15 protein-coding genes are annotated in these 15472 nt (G+C 62.2%); 4 read left to right on the forward strand and 11 right to left on the reverse strand.

The genetic code is table 11. The features are described from left to right. Nucleotides 1-10 precede the first annotated feature (10 nt). A complete protein-coding gene (locus tag V6F88_RS23725; protein WP_006217806.1) occupies nucleotides 11-364 on the reverse strand; it encodes a c-type cytochrome in 354 nt (117 codons plus the stop codon). A 176-nt stretch (nucleotides 365-540) separates the two neighbouring features. Between V6F88_RS23725 and V6F88_RS23730 the strand changes: the two genes are divergently transcribed. Both V6F88_RS23730 and V6F88_RS23735 read left to right on the forward strand, forming a co-directional pair. Then, nucleotides 541-1422: an AAA family ATPase gene (locus V6F88_RS23730; RefSeq protein ID WP_046803404.1), complete on the forward strand. Its 882-nt coding sequence runs from the start codon at nucleotides 541-543 to the stop codon at nucleotides 1420-1422. A gap of 25 nt (nucleotides 1423-1447) precedes the next feature. Further along, a complete protein-coding gene (locus V6F88_RS23735) occupies nucleotides 1448-2620 on the forward strand; it encodes a vWA domain-containing protein (protein WP_120154099.1) in 1173 nt (390 codons plus the stop codon). Nucleotides 2621-2659: 39 nt separating this feature from the next. Here the strand turns inward: V6F88_RS23735 and V6F88_RS23740 are convergent, their stop codons facing one another. The 3 genes from V6F88_RS23740 to V6F88_RS23750 all read right to left on the reverse strand — a co-directional run bounded on the left by V6F88_RS23740 (nucleotide 2660) and on the right by V6F88_RS23750 (nucleotide 4560). Next, a complete protein-coding gene (locus tag V6F88_RS23740; RefSeq protein ID WP_332612660.1) occupies nucleotides 2660-3217 on the reverse strand; it encodes a GNAT family N-acetyltransferase in 558 nt (185 codons plus the stop codon). Nucleotides 3218-3332: 115 nt separating this feature from the next. Next, the gene (locus tag V6F88_RS23745; RefSeq protein WP_332612661.1) at nucleotides 3333-3710 is read right to left on the reverse strand and encodes a hypothetical protein; all 378 of its coding nucleotides are present in this window, start codon (nucleotides 3708-3710) and stop codon (nucleotides 3333-3335) included. A gap of 250 nt (nucleotides 3711-3960) precedes the next feature. Continuing rightward, nucleotides 3961-4560 (reverse strand): GNAT family N-acetyltransferase, encoded by a 600-nt coding sequence (locus tag V6F88_RS23750; RefSeq protein ID WP_332612663.1) that lies wholly within the window; start codon nucleotides 4558-4560, stop codon nucleotides 3961-3963. 98 nt (nucleotides 4561-4658) lie between these two features. Here V6F88_RS23750 and V6F88_RS23755 point away from each other — a divergent pair, with 98 nt between their 5' ends. Both V6F88_RS23755 and V6F88_RS23760 read left to right on the forward strand, forming a co-directional pair. After that, nucleotides 4659-7415 carry a M16 family metallopeptidase gene (locus tag V6F88_RS23755; RefSeq protein ID WP_332613032.1) on the forward strand — a complete coding sequence of 919 codons (2757 nt, stop codon included), beginning with the start codon at nucleotides 4659-4661 and terminating at the stop codon, nucleotides 7413-7415. A gap of 343 nt (nucleotides 7416-7758) precedes the next feature. Beyond that, nucleotides 7759-8148 carry a DUF4148 domain-containing protein gene (locus V6F88_RS23760; protein ID WP_332612664.1) on the forward strand — a complete coding sequence of 130 codons (390 nt, stop codon included), beginning with the start codon at nucleotides 7759-7761 and terminating at the stop codon, nucleotides 8146-8148. A 521-nt stretch (nucleotides 8149-8669) separates the two neighbouring features. Here V6F88_RS23760 and dnaJ read toward each other — a convergent pair. From dnaJ to hrcA, 7 genes are all read right to left on the reverse strand, one after another. Continuing rightward, entirely contained in the window at nucleotides 8670-9800 is a 1131-nt protein-coding gene (gene dnaJ / locus V6F88_RS23765) for a molecular chaperone DnaJ (protein WP_332612665.1), read from the reverse strand. Between the two features lie 108 nt (nucleotides 9801-9908). Further along, nucleotides 9909-11834 carry a molecular chaperone DnaK gene (gene dnaK, locus V6F88_RS23770; protein ID WP_046803411.1) on the reverse strand — a complete coding sequence of 642 codons (1926 nt, stop codon included), beginning with the start codon at nucleotides 11832-11834 and terminating at the stop codon, nucleotides 9909-9911. 79 nt (nucleotides 11835-11913) lie between these two features. Further along, nucleotides 11914-12318, reverse strand: a complete 405-nt coding sequence (locus tag V6F88_RS23775; protein WP_332612666.1) for a thioredoxin family protein — start codon at nucleotides 12316-12318, stop codon at nucleotides 11914-11916. Nucleotides 12319-12335: 17 nt separating this feature from the next. Then, complete coding sequence (grpE, locus tag V6F88_RS23780) at nucleotides 12336-12893, reverse strand: nucleotide exchange factor GrpE (RefSeq protein WP_332612667.1); 558 nt, start codon at nucleotides 12891-12893, stop codon at nucleotides 12336-12338. A gap of 145 nt (nucleotides 12894-13038) precedes the next feature. Beyond that, a complete protein-coding gene (locus tag V6F88_RS23785) occupies nucleotides 13039-13275 on the reverse strand; it encodes a hypothetical protein (RefSeq protein ID WP_332612668.1) in 237 nt (78 codons plus the stop codon). Then, nucleotides 13265-14389 carry a ferrochelatase gene (gene hemH / locus V6F88_RS23790; protein ID WP_332612669.1) on the reverse strand — a complete coding sequence of 375 codons (1125 nt, stop codon included), beginning with the start codon at nucleotides 14387-14389 and terminating at the stop codon, nucleotides 13265-13267. Before hemH ends, V6F88_RS23785 begins: the two co-directional genes overlap by 11 nt. Before the next feature lie 45 nt (nucleotides 14390-14434). Then, nucleotides 14435-15439 (reverse strand): heat-inducible transcriptional repressor HrcA, encoded by a 1005-nt coding sequence (hrcA, locus tag V6F88_RS23795; RefSeq protein WP_046803416.1) that lies wholly within the window; start codon nucleotides 15437-15439, stop codon nucleotides 14435-14437. Nucleotides 15440-15472: the final 33 nt, after the last annotated feature.

The following is a 15472-nucleotide window of genomic DNA, read 5'->3' on the forward strand; positions in this document are numbered from 1 at the left end:
TGTTTGCCCCTTATTTCAGATTCGAGTAGTACGCGGCCAGGTCGGCGATGTCCTGGTCGGACAGGCTGCCGGCAATGGCGTCCATCGTAGGATGGCTGCGCGCGCCTTTCTTGTACTCGTTCAGGGCGGTTTCGATGTACTTGGCGTTTTGGCCAGCAATCATCGGCACGTGATAAAGCTCGGGGAACGTCGCCTTGTAGCCTTCGATGCCGTGGCACCCGATGCACATGGAGACCTTGTCGCGGGCATTTTGGATATTACCGACAGGCGCTGCGTCAGCAGCAACAGCCTGGCCGGCGATCGCACAGGACGCCATCGCGGCCAACACGGAAACCGTGCACTTCAGAGAGGTTCGCAACTTCATTGGAATGGCTCTTCTTGGTATGGCTTAAGGACTAGGGCCTGCTCACACGTCGGCCCCCTGCAAACACGTTGCGGGTCGAACCCAACTGCAAAACCGCCTGATTGTACGATAATTGCTCAGGATTAATACCTTGCGATGGGTATTGATCACCGTCAATCCTCGGAAGCCATAAGCCAATGTCCGCAGCCCAGTCCGCACACTCCGCCTCGCCTGCCCGCTTCAACGGGACCGACAGCTACGTCGCCACCGACGACCTGAAACTGGCCGTCAACGCCGCCCTGACCTTGCAGCGTCCGCTGCTGATCAAAGGCGAGCCCGGCACCGGCAAGACCATGCTGGCCGAAGAAGTGGCGCGCGCGCTGGGGCGGCCGCTGCTGCAATGGCACATCAAATCCACCACCAAGGCGCATCAGGGCCTGTACGAATACGACGCCGTCTCGCGCCTGCGCGACTCCCAGCTGGGCGACGAAAAAGTCCGCGATATCCGCAACTACATCGTGCAAGGCACCTTGTGGCAAGCCTTCCAGGCGGATGAGCCGGTGGTGCTGCTGATCGACGAGATCGACAAGGCCGACATCGAATTTCCCAACGACCTGCTGCGCGAACTGGACCGCATGGAATTCCATGTGTACGAAACGCGCGAGACCATTTCCGCGCGCCATCGCCCGCTGGTCATCATCACGTCCAACAACGAAAAAGACCTGCCCGACGCGTTCCTGCGCCGCTGCTTCTTTCACTACATCCGCTTCCCCGACCGCGACACCATGCGCGACATCGTGGCCGTGCACTATCCGCACCTGAAGCAAGACGTGCTGCGCGCGGCGCTGGACACCTTCTTTGCGCTGCGCGACGCGCCCGGCCTGAAGAAAAAGCCGTCTACATCGGAACTGCTGGATTGGCTGCGCCTGCTGCTGGCAGAAAACGCCACGGCGGCCGAGATTGACGCCCACACAGCAACCGCCGTGCCGCTGATGGCCGGCGCGCTTCTGAAGAACGAGCAAGACGTGCACCTGCTGGAACGCCTGGCGGCCATGACCCGCGGCGGCCAGCGCCGCTGATCTTGCAGCCACCGGCGGCCACCCTATGCTGATCGACTTCTTCTATCACCTGCGGGCGCACAAGCTGCCCGTCTCGGTCAAGGAATACCTGACCCTGGTGGACGCCCTGCGCCACGATCTGATGGCGCCCACGCTGGACGAGTTCTACTTCCTGGCGCGCGCCACGCTGGTCAAGGACGAATCGCTTTACGACCGCTACGACAAGGCCTTCGGCGCCTATTACAAGGGCATCGAAGCCGCGCTGCCACCGGGCAAGGAAATCCCGCTGGACTGGCTGATCAAGCAGTTTGAAAAGAACCTGACGCCCGAAGAAAAAGCCGCGATCGAAAAGCACGGCTGGGACAAGCTGATGGAGCTTTTCAAGGAACGCATGCAAGAGCAGAAAGAGCGCCACGCGGGCGGCAGCAAATGGATCGGCACCGGCGGAACGTCGCCGTTCGGCAACGGCGGCTACCACCCCGAGGGCATTCGCGTGGGCGGCGCGTCGGCGGGCAACCGCTCGGCCGTCAAGGTCTGGGACATGCGCCAGTTCAAAGACTACGACGATCAGGTCGAACTGGGCACGCGCAACTTCAAGGTGGCGCTACGGCGCCTGCGCCGCTTCGCTCGCCAAGGCGCCGAAATGGAATTGGACCTGGACGACACCATCGCCAGCACCGCGCGCAACGCCGGCCACCTGGACCTGCGCATGGTGCCCGAACGCCACAACACCGTGAAGGTGCTGATGTTGCTGGACGTGGGCGGCAGCATGGACGACCACATCGGCCGCGTCGAGGAATTGTTTTCCGCGGCACGTAGCGAATTTCGCAATCTGGAAGTCTATTACTTCCACAACTGCCCGTACGAAAGCCTGTGGCAAAGCAACCGCCGCCGCCAGAACGAACGCTTCGACACCTGGGACGTGCTGCGCAAATACAACCCGGATTGGCGCCTGATCATCGTGGGCGACGCCACCATGAGCCCGTACGAAATCCTGCAACCAGGCGGCTCTGTCGAGCACTACAACAAGGAACCGGGCGCCCAGTGGATGCGGCGGCTGCTGGATGCGTGGCCCAAGTCGGTGTGGCTGAACCCCGAGCCCACGGCATCGTGGCAGTATCGGCAGTCCATCGCGCTGATGCGCGACATCATGCAGGACCGCATGTACCCGGTCACCGTCGCCGGCCTGGAACAGGCCATGCGGGTGCTGTCCAAGTAGGGGCTTGCGGTAAAGCCTGGCGCCAGGCCTGTGCGGGCTTCAGCCGTCGACCGGCTGCTGGGGCGTATCCAGCGTCAGCTGATAAAACGCCAAGTCCAGCCAGCGGCCGAACTTGAATCCGGCCTGGCGGATCGTGCCGGAATGCGTGAAGCCCAGCTTTTCGTGCAGGTGGATGCTGCCTTCATTCGAGGCATCGATTCCGCCGACCAGTACATGCACCTGATTGGCGCGCGCACGTTCGATCAACACCCGCATCATTGCTTCGCCCAGCCCCTTGCCGCGAAAACGCGCGTCCACATAGACGGAATGTTCAACCGAATACTTGAACGCGGGCCACGCGCGAAATGTGCCGTAGCTGGCGAAGGCCATTAATTCACCCGCCTCGTTTTCGAAGCCCACCACCGGAAAGCCGCCCTGCTGTTTGGCCTGGAACCAGCCTTGCATGGCCTCGGGGGGACGCGGCTTGTAGTCATACAACGCCGTCGAATTGACGATGGCGTCGTTGAAGATGGCCAGTATCTGGTGCGCATGGCGGGCATGCGTGCAATCAACCAGGGTGGCGCCTGGGGGAACGTGGATGTCGGCGGGCGAGTTCATGGCGCGAAATTGTACTGTCACTAACCGCCGCGCAAGCAGCGCCAAAAAGCGTCCGCACAAAAAAAAGACCGGCGAATCCGCCGGTTCAATGAGGTGTTGCCGCTTCTGGCCACTCTTAGGCGGCGCGGCTCTCCACTGATCGGCTGTTGGCGGACGCATGCCGCAGGCCAGGACATTGGCGCCAGGACAGGTCGTCCCCGTCCATGTCCAGGTCAAAAAGATCGTTCGCGGCCGGCCAGGGGTGGCTGCGCGCGGCCGCGCCCTCCATCTCCAGCACGTGCCCGGCAAACCCACGGGGCGAACCACCGCACTCGGCAAAATAACGTTGGGAGTTCAGGTCCACCACATAGGTGGTCATATCATGGGTCAGTATGGCCACGAATTGGCCGTCATCACTGGCATAGGCGTACTGAAACTGTCCTTTGATGCCGTCGCCGTTCAGGGCGCTACCGGTCAATTGGGACAAGGCACGCGTGACGATTTCGGTCAGCATGGGTCGTTCCTCCGAAAAATGCGCCGGCAGGATGCCGGCAGCGAAGGCGCGAACGACAAGCACCGGCGCCGCGCTAGCAGCGGCGTCTGGCGTTGGACGGGAAGCCGGGTAGACGGCTGTCGCGCATCCCGTCGGCAACAGCTACTACGTGTTGAAAAGCTTACACCCGCAAGCGGGGCAAGCTCAAATTTGCCTTGTGCACGAACGGTATTGCGGTGCAGCACCCTGTGACGACGCGGCTTTCAGCCAATTATGCGGCTGCAACCGGCACGCCCCCTATCTCTGCGTCACCGTTATTCTGCCGCAGCCATTGCTCGCGGCGCATGCGATACAGCACGTGCTGGCGCAGCCTGTGCCCCTCGGGCAAGGCGGGATGATCAAACGTGCCGGGCTCGGCCTGCATGCCCAGACGCCTCATAACCGCGCGCGAGCGTTGGTTGCCCACGGCGGTGAACGCCACGATGTCGGAAAGATTGACCTGTTCGAAACCCACGCGCAGCGCTGCCTGGGCCGCTTCGCTGGCATAGCCGCGCCCCCAGAATGGCTGCGCCAGACGCCAGCCCACTTCCACGCCCGGCGCAAATGGAAGCATGGCGGGCAACGGCTTGATGCCGACAAAGCCGATGAACGGCGCCACGCCGGGCGCCTCCACCGCCCATAGACCCCAGCCGTGCTCGTCGATGCCCGCGGCCAGCCGCTGGGCCAGCGCATCGCTTTCCTCGGTGGAAAGCGGGATCAGGAATTCCGTTACGCGAGGGTCCGCATTCATGGCCGCGAAGGGCTTGCGGTCATCCGCGCGCCATTGCCGCAGCACCAGGCGCGGTGTTTCTACTTCAAGAGATAACGACATGCTGCACTTCCTTATCTTGCGCCCAGGTCCGCAGCCCCTGAACCATCGCCAACGTATACACTCCAACGGATTCTGCCATGCCAAAGGAATTGTCTGCCATGCGCCTGTCCCTGTCGAAGCTGCCGCGCCCGTTGGGTGCGCTGCTGTTCTCCTCCTTCCTGGCCTTTCAGGCCGGCGCCGCCAATCTTCCGGCCGGCGTATCGGAGGCCGCCTCGGTTGAAGGCATCACCGAATATCGCTTGGCCAATGGCCTTCGGGTGCTGCTGGTACCCGACGAATCCAAACCCTCAACAACGGTCAACATGACCTACCTGGTCGGCTCTCGCAACGAGAACTACGGCCAGACCGGCATGGCGCACCTGCTTGAACACATGCTGTTCAAGGGCACGTCCACCACCCGCAACGCCATGGGCGAATTTTCGCGCCGCGGCCTGCAAGCCAACGGGTCCACCTCCAGCGACCGCACCAACTACTTCGCCAGTTTTGCCGCCAACCCCGACACCCTGAAGTGGTATCTGGGCTGGCAGGCCGACGCCATGGTCAATTCCTTGATCGCCAAGGAAGACCTGGATTCGGAAATGACCGTCGTCCGCAACGAAATGGAAAGCGGCGAAAACAGCCCGTCACGCATCCTGATGCAAAAGATGCAGGCCGCCGCCTACCAGTGGCACAGCTACGGCAAGAACACCATCGGCGCCCGCTCCGACGTTGAAAACGTGGACATCGGCCAGCTGCGCGCCTTCTATCACGAGTACTACCAGCCCGATAACGCCGTGCTGATCGTGGCCGGCAAGTTCGATCCGCAAGCCACCCTGGCTGACATCGAGCAAACGCTGGGCAAGCTGCCTAAGCCCGAGCGCAAGCTGCCGCCGGAATACACCGTGGAACCCGTGCAGGACGGCGAACGGTCCGTTACGCTGCGCCGCACGGGCGGCACGCCGCTGGTTGCCGCGATGTACCACATCCCCGCCGCCGGCAGCCCCGACTTCGTGCCGCTGGACCTGGCCACCGTGATCCTTGCCGACACGCCGTCGGGCCGTCTGTACCACGCGCTGGTCGCCACGAAGATGGCTTCTGGCGTATTCGGCTTCACCATGGAAAACCGCGATCCGGGCCTGGCGATGTTCGGCGCGCAACTGCCGCCCGGCAAAGACCTGGACGCCGCCATGAAGACGCTGACCGGCACGCTGGAATCCTTGGGTAAAAAGCCGTTCACTCAGCAAGAACTGGACCGCGCCCGCAGCAAGTGGCTGACCGCATGGGAACAAACCTACAGCGATCCCGAGCAAGTTGGCGTGGCGTTGTCCGAAGCCATTGCGGCCGGCGACTGGCGCTTGTTCTTCTTGCAGCGCGACCGCGCCCGCAAGGCCACGCTGGCTGAAGTCCAGCAGGCGGCCACCACGTATCTGCTGCAAAGCAATCGCATCGAAGGCCGCTACATCCCCACGGAAAAGCCGCTGCGCGCACCGCAGACGCAACGCGTGGATTTGACCGCCGTGTTCAAGGATTACAAGGGCGATCCGGACTTCAAGGCCGCTTCGGCATTCGATCCCACGCCGGAAAACATCGACAAGCTGACGCAAAGGAAGAAGCTGGACCTTCCCAACGGGCCGGTTCAACTGGCGCTGTTGCCCAAGGCCACGCGCGGCAACCGCGTACAGGCGCAGATGCTGATTCAGTTCGGCAACGAGAAAGACCTGCGCGGCCAACGCGTGAACGCCAGCGCGGTGGCCGACCTGCTGATTCGCGGCACGGCCAAGCTGTCGCGCCAGGACATCCAGGATCGGCTGGACAAGCTCCAGGCTGAACTCGGTTTCAGCGGCGGCGGCACCACGTTGAAGGTCGCCATGTCGACCAAGGGTGAAAACCTGCCCGAGCTCACCGCCCTGGCGCTGGATATCGTGCGCAACGCCAACTTCCCGAAAGAACAGTTGGACGAATACCAGCGCCAGCTGGAAACGTCGATTCAAAACGCCATGACCGAACCGTCGGCCCTGGCCGGACGCACCTTGGCCCGCCAGGACAACCCGTGGCCCGTGGATGACCTGCGCTACGTGCCCACGTTCGAAGAGTCACTGGCCAGCGCGCGCGGCCTGAACCGCGATGCGCTTGCCAAGTTCCACGCCAAGTTCTACGGCGCGGGCAAGATCGAGTATTCCGCCGTCGGCGACTTTGAACCGGATGCGGTCGAAAAGGCCATCAAGACGGGGCTTGCCGGCTGGAAGAAGGCGCCCGCCTACACGCGCGTGCCCAATCCGTACCGCGACATCCCCGCCAAGCAGTTCGATATCGACACGCCTGACAAGGCCAACGCGTTCTACCTGTCGCGCATGCCGCTCAAGCTGCAAGACACCGATGCCGACTACGCGGCGCTGTACCTGGGCAACTACCTGTTCGGTGCGTCGGAAACGTCACGCTTGTGGAATCGCGTGCGCGAGACCGAAGGGCTGTCGTACAACGTGCGCAGCTCGTTGTCGGTGTCGTCGTTTGAACCCAGCGCCAGCTGGACCATGTACGCGATCTACGCGCCGCAGAATCGTGAACGCCTGGAAAAGGCCATCAACGAGGAACTGGCTCGCGTGCTGAAAGACGGCTTTTCCGACAAGGAAATCACCGATGGCATCAACGCGCTGCTGAACTACCGCAACCTGGCGCGGGCGCAGGACGACATCCTGGCCAGCACCTGGCTGGACTACCTGCAACGGGGTCGCACGTTTGAATGGTCAGCCGAGATGGACAAAAAGATCTCGGCCCTGACGCCTGATGCGGTCAACGCCGCGCTGCGCAAGTACCTGCGTCCCGACGGCTTCAGCACCGCCGTCGCCGGGGATTTCAAGAAGAAAGCCGCGCCCTGACCTGAACGGATCCGGGCACTGCGGGCGCCGGAGAGCCCCGCCCCCGCGATTGACACCTTAGCTCCTGCCGGATGACGGCAGGGGCTTTTTTTGCGTCATCCGCCATCTCAGTGGGAAGGGACCTCTCTCTAGACCGCCCAGCCCCCCCTAAAACCATGCCAAAAACGGGGAGATTTTTCACTATCACGCTTATTACTCGGTTATTTGGAAAGATGTTTTCAACAAGCAAGGGTTTATCCCAAGTGGGATCAAGCGCAGAATTCAGTCATCGGGAACAAAACACGAACCACGACGGAGGGCCGCCGGATTCGGTCCCATCCAAGATGACACGGAGGTCTCAATCATGAAAACCCTAACCACCACCCTGTTGCTATCCCTGGCGCTTGTTGGCGTTGGCGCCCAAGCCGCCGGCCTGGAACAAGCCAAGACCCGCGACCAGGTCGTGACCGAATTGCAGCAAGCCAAGGCCAGCGGCCAATACACGTTCGGCGAACTGGACTACCCGCCCACCCAGCCCCAGGCCGCCAGCCTGAGCTCGGACGAAGTGCGTGCCCAACTGCAACAAGCCAAGGTCAGCGGCGAATACACGTTCGGTGAACTGCAATACCCGCCCGTCATCGCCACCTCGGCCAGCGCGAAGTCCCGCGCCCAGGTGCAGCAGGAATTGGCGCAAGCCAAGGCCAGCGGCCAGTACACGTTCGGCGAGCTCGAATACCCGCCGATCACCCGGTGAGCTGCTTGCTGTAGCCCGGCCGGTCTTGGGCGGCATCATGGCCTGAGACCGGTTTTTTCCGGCACAGCGGCAACCGCGGTAGCAGTAGCAGTACTTAGCAGTAGCAGTACTTAGCAGTAGCAGTACTTAGCAGTTGTCGTACCTAGCAGTTGTCGTACCTAGCAGTTGAAGTACCAGCAGTTGAAGTACGTAGCAGTTGCAGTACCAGCAGTTGCAGTACCCAGCAGTTGCAGTACCCAGCAGTTGAAGTACCAGCAGTTGCAGTACCAGCAGTTGAAGTACCCCAGCAGTTGCAGTACCCAGCAGTTGAAGTACCAGCAGTTGCAGTACCAGCAGTTGAAGTACCAGCAGTTGAAGTACCAGCAGTTGAAGTACCAGCAGTTGAAGTACCAGCAGTTGAAGTACCCAGCAGTAAGGCCGCGGCGAGCCAGCCGCGGCCTTTTTACGTTGCGCGATCGTCCGCGCCCTCAAAAGAAAAAGCCGCGATTCGCATCGCGGCTTTTTCGTGTCCTGCAACCCGATCAGCTGAAGAATTCCTTCACCCGATCCGTCCAGGACTTGCTTTGCGGCGAGTGGCGATCGCCCCCGTCGTTCAGCGACGTCTCGAACTGGCGCAGGATGCTCTTCTGGTCTTCGCTCAGGCGCACCGGCGTTTCCACCACCACGTGGCAGTACAGATCACCCGGATAGCTGCCGCGCACGCCCCGGATTCCCTTGCCGCGCAGGCGGAAAGTCTTGCCCGACTGCGTGCCCTCGGGAATCGAGATCTCGGCCTTGCCACCCAGCGTGGGCACCTGCAATTCGCCGCCCAATGCCGCCGTGGTGAACGGAATGGTCAGCTCGCAATGCAGATCGTCGCCGTCACGCTGGAAAATCTTGTGCTGCTTGATGTGGATTTCCACATACAGGTCGCCCGGAGGACCGCCGTTGATGCCTGGTTCGCCATTGCCGCTGGAACGGATGCGCATACCGTCGTCGATGCCGGCGGGAATCTTCACCTGCAAGGTCTTGTTGCGGCGGATACGGCCCACGCCGTCGCACGACGGGCACGGGTCGGTGATTTCCTTGCCGTTGCCGTGGCAGGTCGGGCAGGTTTGCTGCACGCTGAAAAAGCCTTGCTGCATCCGCACGGCGCCCGAGCCACCGCAGGTGCGGCAGGTCTTGGGCGACGTGCCGGCCTTGGCGCCAGAGCCATGGCAGGTGTCGCAGTTTTCCCAGCTAGGCACGCGGATCTCGGTGTCGAAACCGGCGGCAGCCTGTTCCAACGTGATTTCCAGCGCGTATTTCAGGTCGGCGCCGCGATACACCTGCGGGCCGCCGCGACGGCCGCCGCCGCCCGCGCCGCCAAAGATTTCGCCAAAGATGTCGCCGAAGGCGTCGGCAAAGCCGCCGCCCATCCCCGCCCCGCCCATGCCGGCTGAATTAGGGTCCACGCCCGCATGGCCGTAGCGGTCATAGGCGGCACGCTTTTGTTCATCGCCCAGGACCTCGTAGGCTTCCTTGGCTTCCTTGAACTTCTCTTCGGCTTCTTTGCTGTCCGGATTGCGGTCCGGGTGGTACTTCATGGCCAGCTTTCGATAGGCCTTCTTGAGTTCGTCGTCCGAGGCGTTTTTTGCTACGCCCAGAACTTCGTAATAGTCGCGTTTTGCCATGATCCGTGGGCTCGAATAGAGCCGTCTTTTCAGTGCTACAGAATGAGTACGCCCGGTAGGCGGATTTCTCCGGCTACCGGGCGGCAGAGGCTGGTCAGCGCCCGGCCATTATTGGTCGCGCTTGACTTCCTTGAAGTCGGCATCGACGACGTTGTCGTCCACCGGCTTCGCGTTATCGGCCGCTTGCTGCTGGCCGGCGGCTTGTTGCGCCTGCATGTCGGCGTACATCTTTTCGCCCAACTTCTGCGACGCGGTCGACAAGGCTTCCACCTTGGCGTCGATCGCGGCCTTGTCGCCTTCCTTCAGCGTGTCTTCCAGGTCCTTGATGGCGGCCTCGATGCTTTCCTTTTCGGAAGCTTCGAGCTTGTCGCCGTACTCGGTCAACGACTTGCGGGTGGCGTGCACCAGCGCATCGGCCTGGTTGCGCGACTGAGCCAGTTCGGCAACGCGGTGATCTTCCTCGGCGTTGGCCTCGGCATCCTTGACCATGCGTTGGATCTCGTCTTCCGACAGACCCGAGTTGGCCTTGATGGTGATCTTGTTTTCCTTGCCGGTGCCCTTGTCTTTCGCGGACACGTGCAGGATGCCGTTGGCGTCGATGTCGAACGTGACTTCGATCTGCGGCATGCCGCGCGGCGACGGCGGGATCCCTTCAAGGTTGAACTCGCCCAGCGCCTTGTTGCCCGCGGCGATTTCGCGTTCGCCCTGGAACACCTTGATGGTCACGGCCGGCTGGTTGTCGTCAGCGGTCGAGAAGGTCTGCGAGAACCGGGTCGGGATCGTCGTGTTCTTCTGGATCATCTTCGTCATCACGCCGCCCAGGGTTTCGATACCCAGCGACAGAGGCGTCACGTCCAGCAGCAGCACGTCCTTGCGGTCGCCCGACAGCACGGAACCTTGGATGGCGGCGCCAGCGGCGACGGCTTCGTCAGGGTTCACGTCCTTGCGCGGATCCTTGCCGAAGAATTCCTTCACCTTCTCCTGAACCTTGGGCATGCGGGTCATGCCGCCGACCAGGATCACGTCGTCGATGTCGGAAACCTTCACGCCGGCGTCCTTGATGGCGACGCGGCAGGGTTCGATCGTGCGTTCGATCAGTTCTTCAACCAGCGCTTCCAGCTTGGCGCGCGTGATCTTCAGGTTCAAGTGCTTGGGACCCGAGGCATCCGCCGTGATGTACGGCAGGTTGATTTCGGTCTGCTGGGCCGAGGACAGCTCGATCTTGGCCTTTTCAGCAGCTTCCTTCAGGCGTTGCAGCGCCAGCACGTCCTTGGACAGATCAACGCCTTGTTCTTTCTTGAACTCGGAGATGATGTAGTCGATGATGCGCTGGTCGAAGTCTTCGCCGCCCAGGAAGGTGTCGCCGTTGGTCGACAGCACTTCAAACTGCTTTTCACCGTCAACGTCAGCGATTTCAATGATGGACACGTCGAACGTGCCGCCACCCAAGTCATAGACAGCGATCTTGCGGTCGCCCTTTTCGGTCTTGTCCAGGCCGAACGCCAACGCGGCCGCGGTGGGCTCGTTGATGATGCGCTTGACTTCCAGACCGGCGATGCGGCCGGCGTCCTTGGTGGCCTGGCGCTGGCTGTCGTTGAAGTAGGCGGGCACAGTGATCACGGCCTCGGTCACTTCTTCGCCCAGGTAGTCCTCGGCGGTCTTCTTCATCTTGCGCAGCACGTCGGCCGACACTTGGGGAGGCGCCATCTTCTTGCCGCGCACTTCGACCCAGGCATCGCCGTTATCGGCCCGTGCAATGGTGTAGGGCATCAGGTCGATGTCCTTCTGCACAGCCTTTTCTTCGAACTTGCGGCCGATCAGGCGCTTCACGGCGTACAGCGTGTTGCGCGGGTTGGTCACGGCCTGACGCTTGGCGGGAGCGCCAACCAGGGTCTCGCCGTCGTCCATGTAGGCGACGATCGAGGGGGTGGTACGGGCGCCTTCCGCGTTTTCAATGATTTTGACCTGCCCGCCGTCCATCACAGCCACGCAGCTGTTGGTCGTGCCCAGGTCAATGCCAATAATCTTGCTCATGGTGGGTTACCTTGAATTGATCTATGAAAATAGAGAGAAACTTCTTGTCCCCACATAACTGGGGTTACTCGCAGGGTTTTCAAGACGCCTTGCCGGAATTTTCCGCATTCGGGTCCTGCAACCGCGAAATCGCCGCCGTGAACTGGGGCAATCCGGGCCAACCGGTGATACGACCCAGCCGTTTGCCGGCCCGGTACAGCACAAAAGTGGGGACGCCATGCAGGGAAAAGCGCCGGCCCAGGGGCTCGTCGGCGTAAACGTCGGCCTCGAACCAGGTCAGGCCCAGCTTCAGCAACGTTTCCTGGTGCAGCAGTGCTGCCTGCTTGAAAAGATTGCAGTTATAGCAATCCTGTCCCCATAAAAACACACAGCGCAGATCCGTTCCCGGCGCCTGAACCACGGCGGCGTCAAAGCCATCGGTGTCGACATGACGCATGCCGAACACCTGGAAGACTTGAGCCGGGTCGAAGCGGGGATCGGTCATGACGCGCGGCTGGCGTTTCAGCCTTGGCCGGCCGATACGACCACCAGCGCCGGACGCAGCGTGCGGTCGGCAATGGCGTAGCCCTTTTGCAGCAGCTGCACCACGGTATTGGCGGGCTGCTCGTGCGGGATCGACGAAATCGCTTGGTGCAGGTGCGGGTCGAACTTGTCGCCCTGGGCCGGCGCGATGTCCTTGAGCATGTTGCGCTCGAACGCGGCCGACAACTGCTTCAGGGTGACTTCAACGCCTTCGCGCAACGTCTGGACGGTCTGGTCGGGTTGGGCCAGGGCGGCCTCAAGGCTGTCCTTGACCGGAACCAGGCTCTCGGCAAACGATTCGATGCCGAACTTGCGCGCCTTGGACACTTCTTCCTGGGCGCGGCGGCGCACGTTGTCGGCTTCGGCGTGCACACGCAGAAGCTGGTCGTGCTGCTCATTGACGGTAGCTTGGGCGGCGTCCAGCTGGGCGCGCAACTCGTTCAGCTCGGCCTGACCGGCGTCCTGGTCGGCGGGTGCCGCGTCGGCGTTGTGGCCGGCTTCGGGCGTCTTGTCTACAGGCTCGTGGGGTGCCGTCATGGGGAATCCTCCAAAAAGAATGGCTTTCGCAGACATGAATGGGGGCCAATACCCCTATTTCAAGCCCGGGTAAGCGAAATATTCCCTGACGGCGCCCCTCTGGGACCGGAAGCCCGCCCGGGTCTGGCCCGGGCGGGCCGGCCGCTTACTTCTTGTGGGGCTGCGCCGGGGCGACCGGGTCGCTGGCGGGGAAGCTTTCCTTCAGGCCGCGGTCTACGTTTTCGTCATCGTCGTCCGGCTCGGGCCGGATGGCGATGGGGTCGCTGGCGGGAAAAGTTTCGGCCAGCGCCTCGTCCAGATCGTGTTCGACCTGATCCTCGTCCACCGGGGTGGCAACGGTCCCCTTTTTTACGCTCTTGCCGCTCTTGGGATCATGGTGCATGCGCCTTCTCCTTCAAGTCCGTGTTGGCCTGGATCTTCAGTGGCCAGCCCTGCAAGTTGCGTTCCACCAAAGTGGCCAAGCCGGCGATCCATGCGGGATCGTCGTTCAGCGCAGGGATGTAACGAAACTGCTTGCCGCCCGCCTCAATAAAGGCGTCCCGGCATTCCAGGCTGATCTCTTCCAGGGTTTCTAGACAGTCTGCCACAAATCCCGGGCACACCACATCCACCTCGGTAACACCTGAAGCGGCTAACGCTTTCAGGGTGGGCTCGGTATAGGGCTCAAGCCACCGGGCAGTGCCAAAGCGGCTTTGGAAGGTCACTTCGATCTGCTCGCGCGGCAGCGACAGCCGTTGGGACAGCAGGCGCGCCGACTCCATGCAGTCGCGGTAGTAGGGGTCGCCCAATTCGATGGAATACCGCGGCAACCCGTGAAAGCTCATGACCAGCTTCTGCGGCTTGCCGTGCTCGCGCCAGAAGGTCTCGATGCGGGCGGCCAGCGGGTCCAGCCAGGCCGGATCTTCGTGAAAGCGCTTGGTAAAGCGCAGTTCGGGCTGGTCGCGCAGGCGCCCGGCATGGCGGGTGACCGCGTCCACGACCGTGGCCGTGGTGCTGGCCGCGTACTGCGGGTACAGCGGCACGGTCAGGATGCGTTCGCAACCGGCCGCGCGCAAACGGGTGATGGCGTCCGGAATGGAAGGGTTGCCGTAGCGCATGCCCAGTTCCACCACGGCGTCGATGCCCGATGCCTCCAGTGCGGCGCGCACGCCGTCGGCCTGGCGCTGGCTATAGACCATCAGGGGCGACCCTTCTTTCAGCCAGACGCCCGCATAGCGCGGCGCCAGCTTCTTCGGCCGCAGCGTCAGCACCAGCCCGTACAGGATGGGCTTCCATAAATAACGTGGAATTTCAATGACGCGCGGGTCCGACAGGAATTCGCCCAGGTATTTGCGGATGCCCTGCTTGTCCGGCCTATCCGGCGTACCCAGGTTGACCAGCAGCACCCCGACTTTGCCGGGCGCGCGGGCCGGCGGGTCTTCGTTGAAGGGGTCGTCCTGCTCGGCTTCCGGCAGATAGCGTTCAGGCCACAGGTACTTGAACAGGCGAAGAAACACAAAAACTCCCCTTCCTCCGCGAGGAGGATGTAGCTTTGAATGGGACTACTGGTTGTGGCTGAGCGCGTTGGACAGCAGGCGCGCCGTGATGTCCACAATGGGAATCACGCGTTCGTAAGCCATGCGGGTCGGGCCGATGACGCCCAACGTGCCCACGACCTTGCCGTCCACGCCGTAGGGCGCGGTGATGACCGAGACCTCTTCCATGGGCACCAGCTGGGAGTCGCCACCGATGTAGATCTGCACGCCCTGCGCCCGGCTGGACACATCCAGCAGTTGCAGCAGGTCGGTCTTTTTCTCGAACAGCGAGAACATCTTGCGCAGCCGGTCCATGTCGGACGCGATATCGGTGACGTCCAGCAGCTTGCGTTCGCCCGAGATGACCATGGTGTCGCCGTCTTCCGCGGCCTCGGCGCTGGCCTCGACCGCCGCCTGCATCAACCGCGAAATGTCTTCGCGCAGCTGAGCCAGTTCGGTGGACAGCGTCTGGCGCACGGCGTTGAACGACTTGCCCGCGAAGTGCATGTTGAAGAAATTGCCGGCTTCCAGCAATTCCGCTTCGGCGTAATCGCGCTGAACAAAGAGAATGCGGTTCTGGACGTCGCCGTCCGGGGTGACGATGATAAGCAGCACGCGCTTGTCGGACAGCCGGATGAATTCGATCTGCCGGAATACCTGGGCACGCTTCGGGGTCAGCACCACGCCCGCGAATTGCGTCAGGTTGGACAGCAACGCGGCGGCGGCGTTGACGGCGCGGGTGGGTTCGGCGGCCGACAGCATTTCGCCCATGTTGTGCGGTTGCAGCTGATAAGACTGCACGGCCAGCAGGGAATCGACGAACATGCGATAGCCCCGCGGCGTAGGCACGCGGCCGGCGGAGGTGTGCGGGCTATGGATCAGCCCCAGCTCTTCAAGATCCGCCATGACATTGCGGATGGTGGCCGGGGACAAGTCAAAGACTTTCGATAGCGTCCGCGAGCCGACGGGCTGCCCATCGGCGATGTAGCGTTCTATCAACGCTTTCAGTAGTGCGCGTGCGCGGTCATCCATAGCGGGCATTTTAAGGAATCTTTTAGGATAAAG

Origin of the sequence: Achromobacter sp. ESBL13, assembly GCF_036668755.1 — a bacterium.
Lineage (GTDB): Bacteria > Pseudomonadota > Gammaproteobacteria > Burkholderiales > Burkholderiaceae_B > Achromobacter.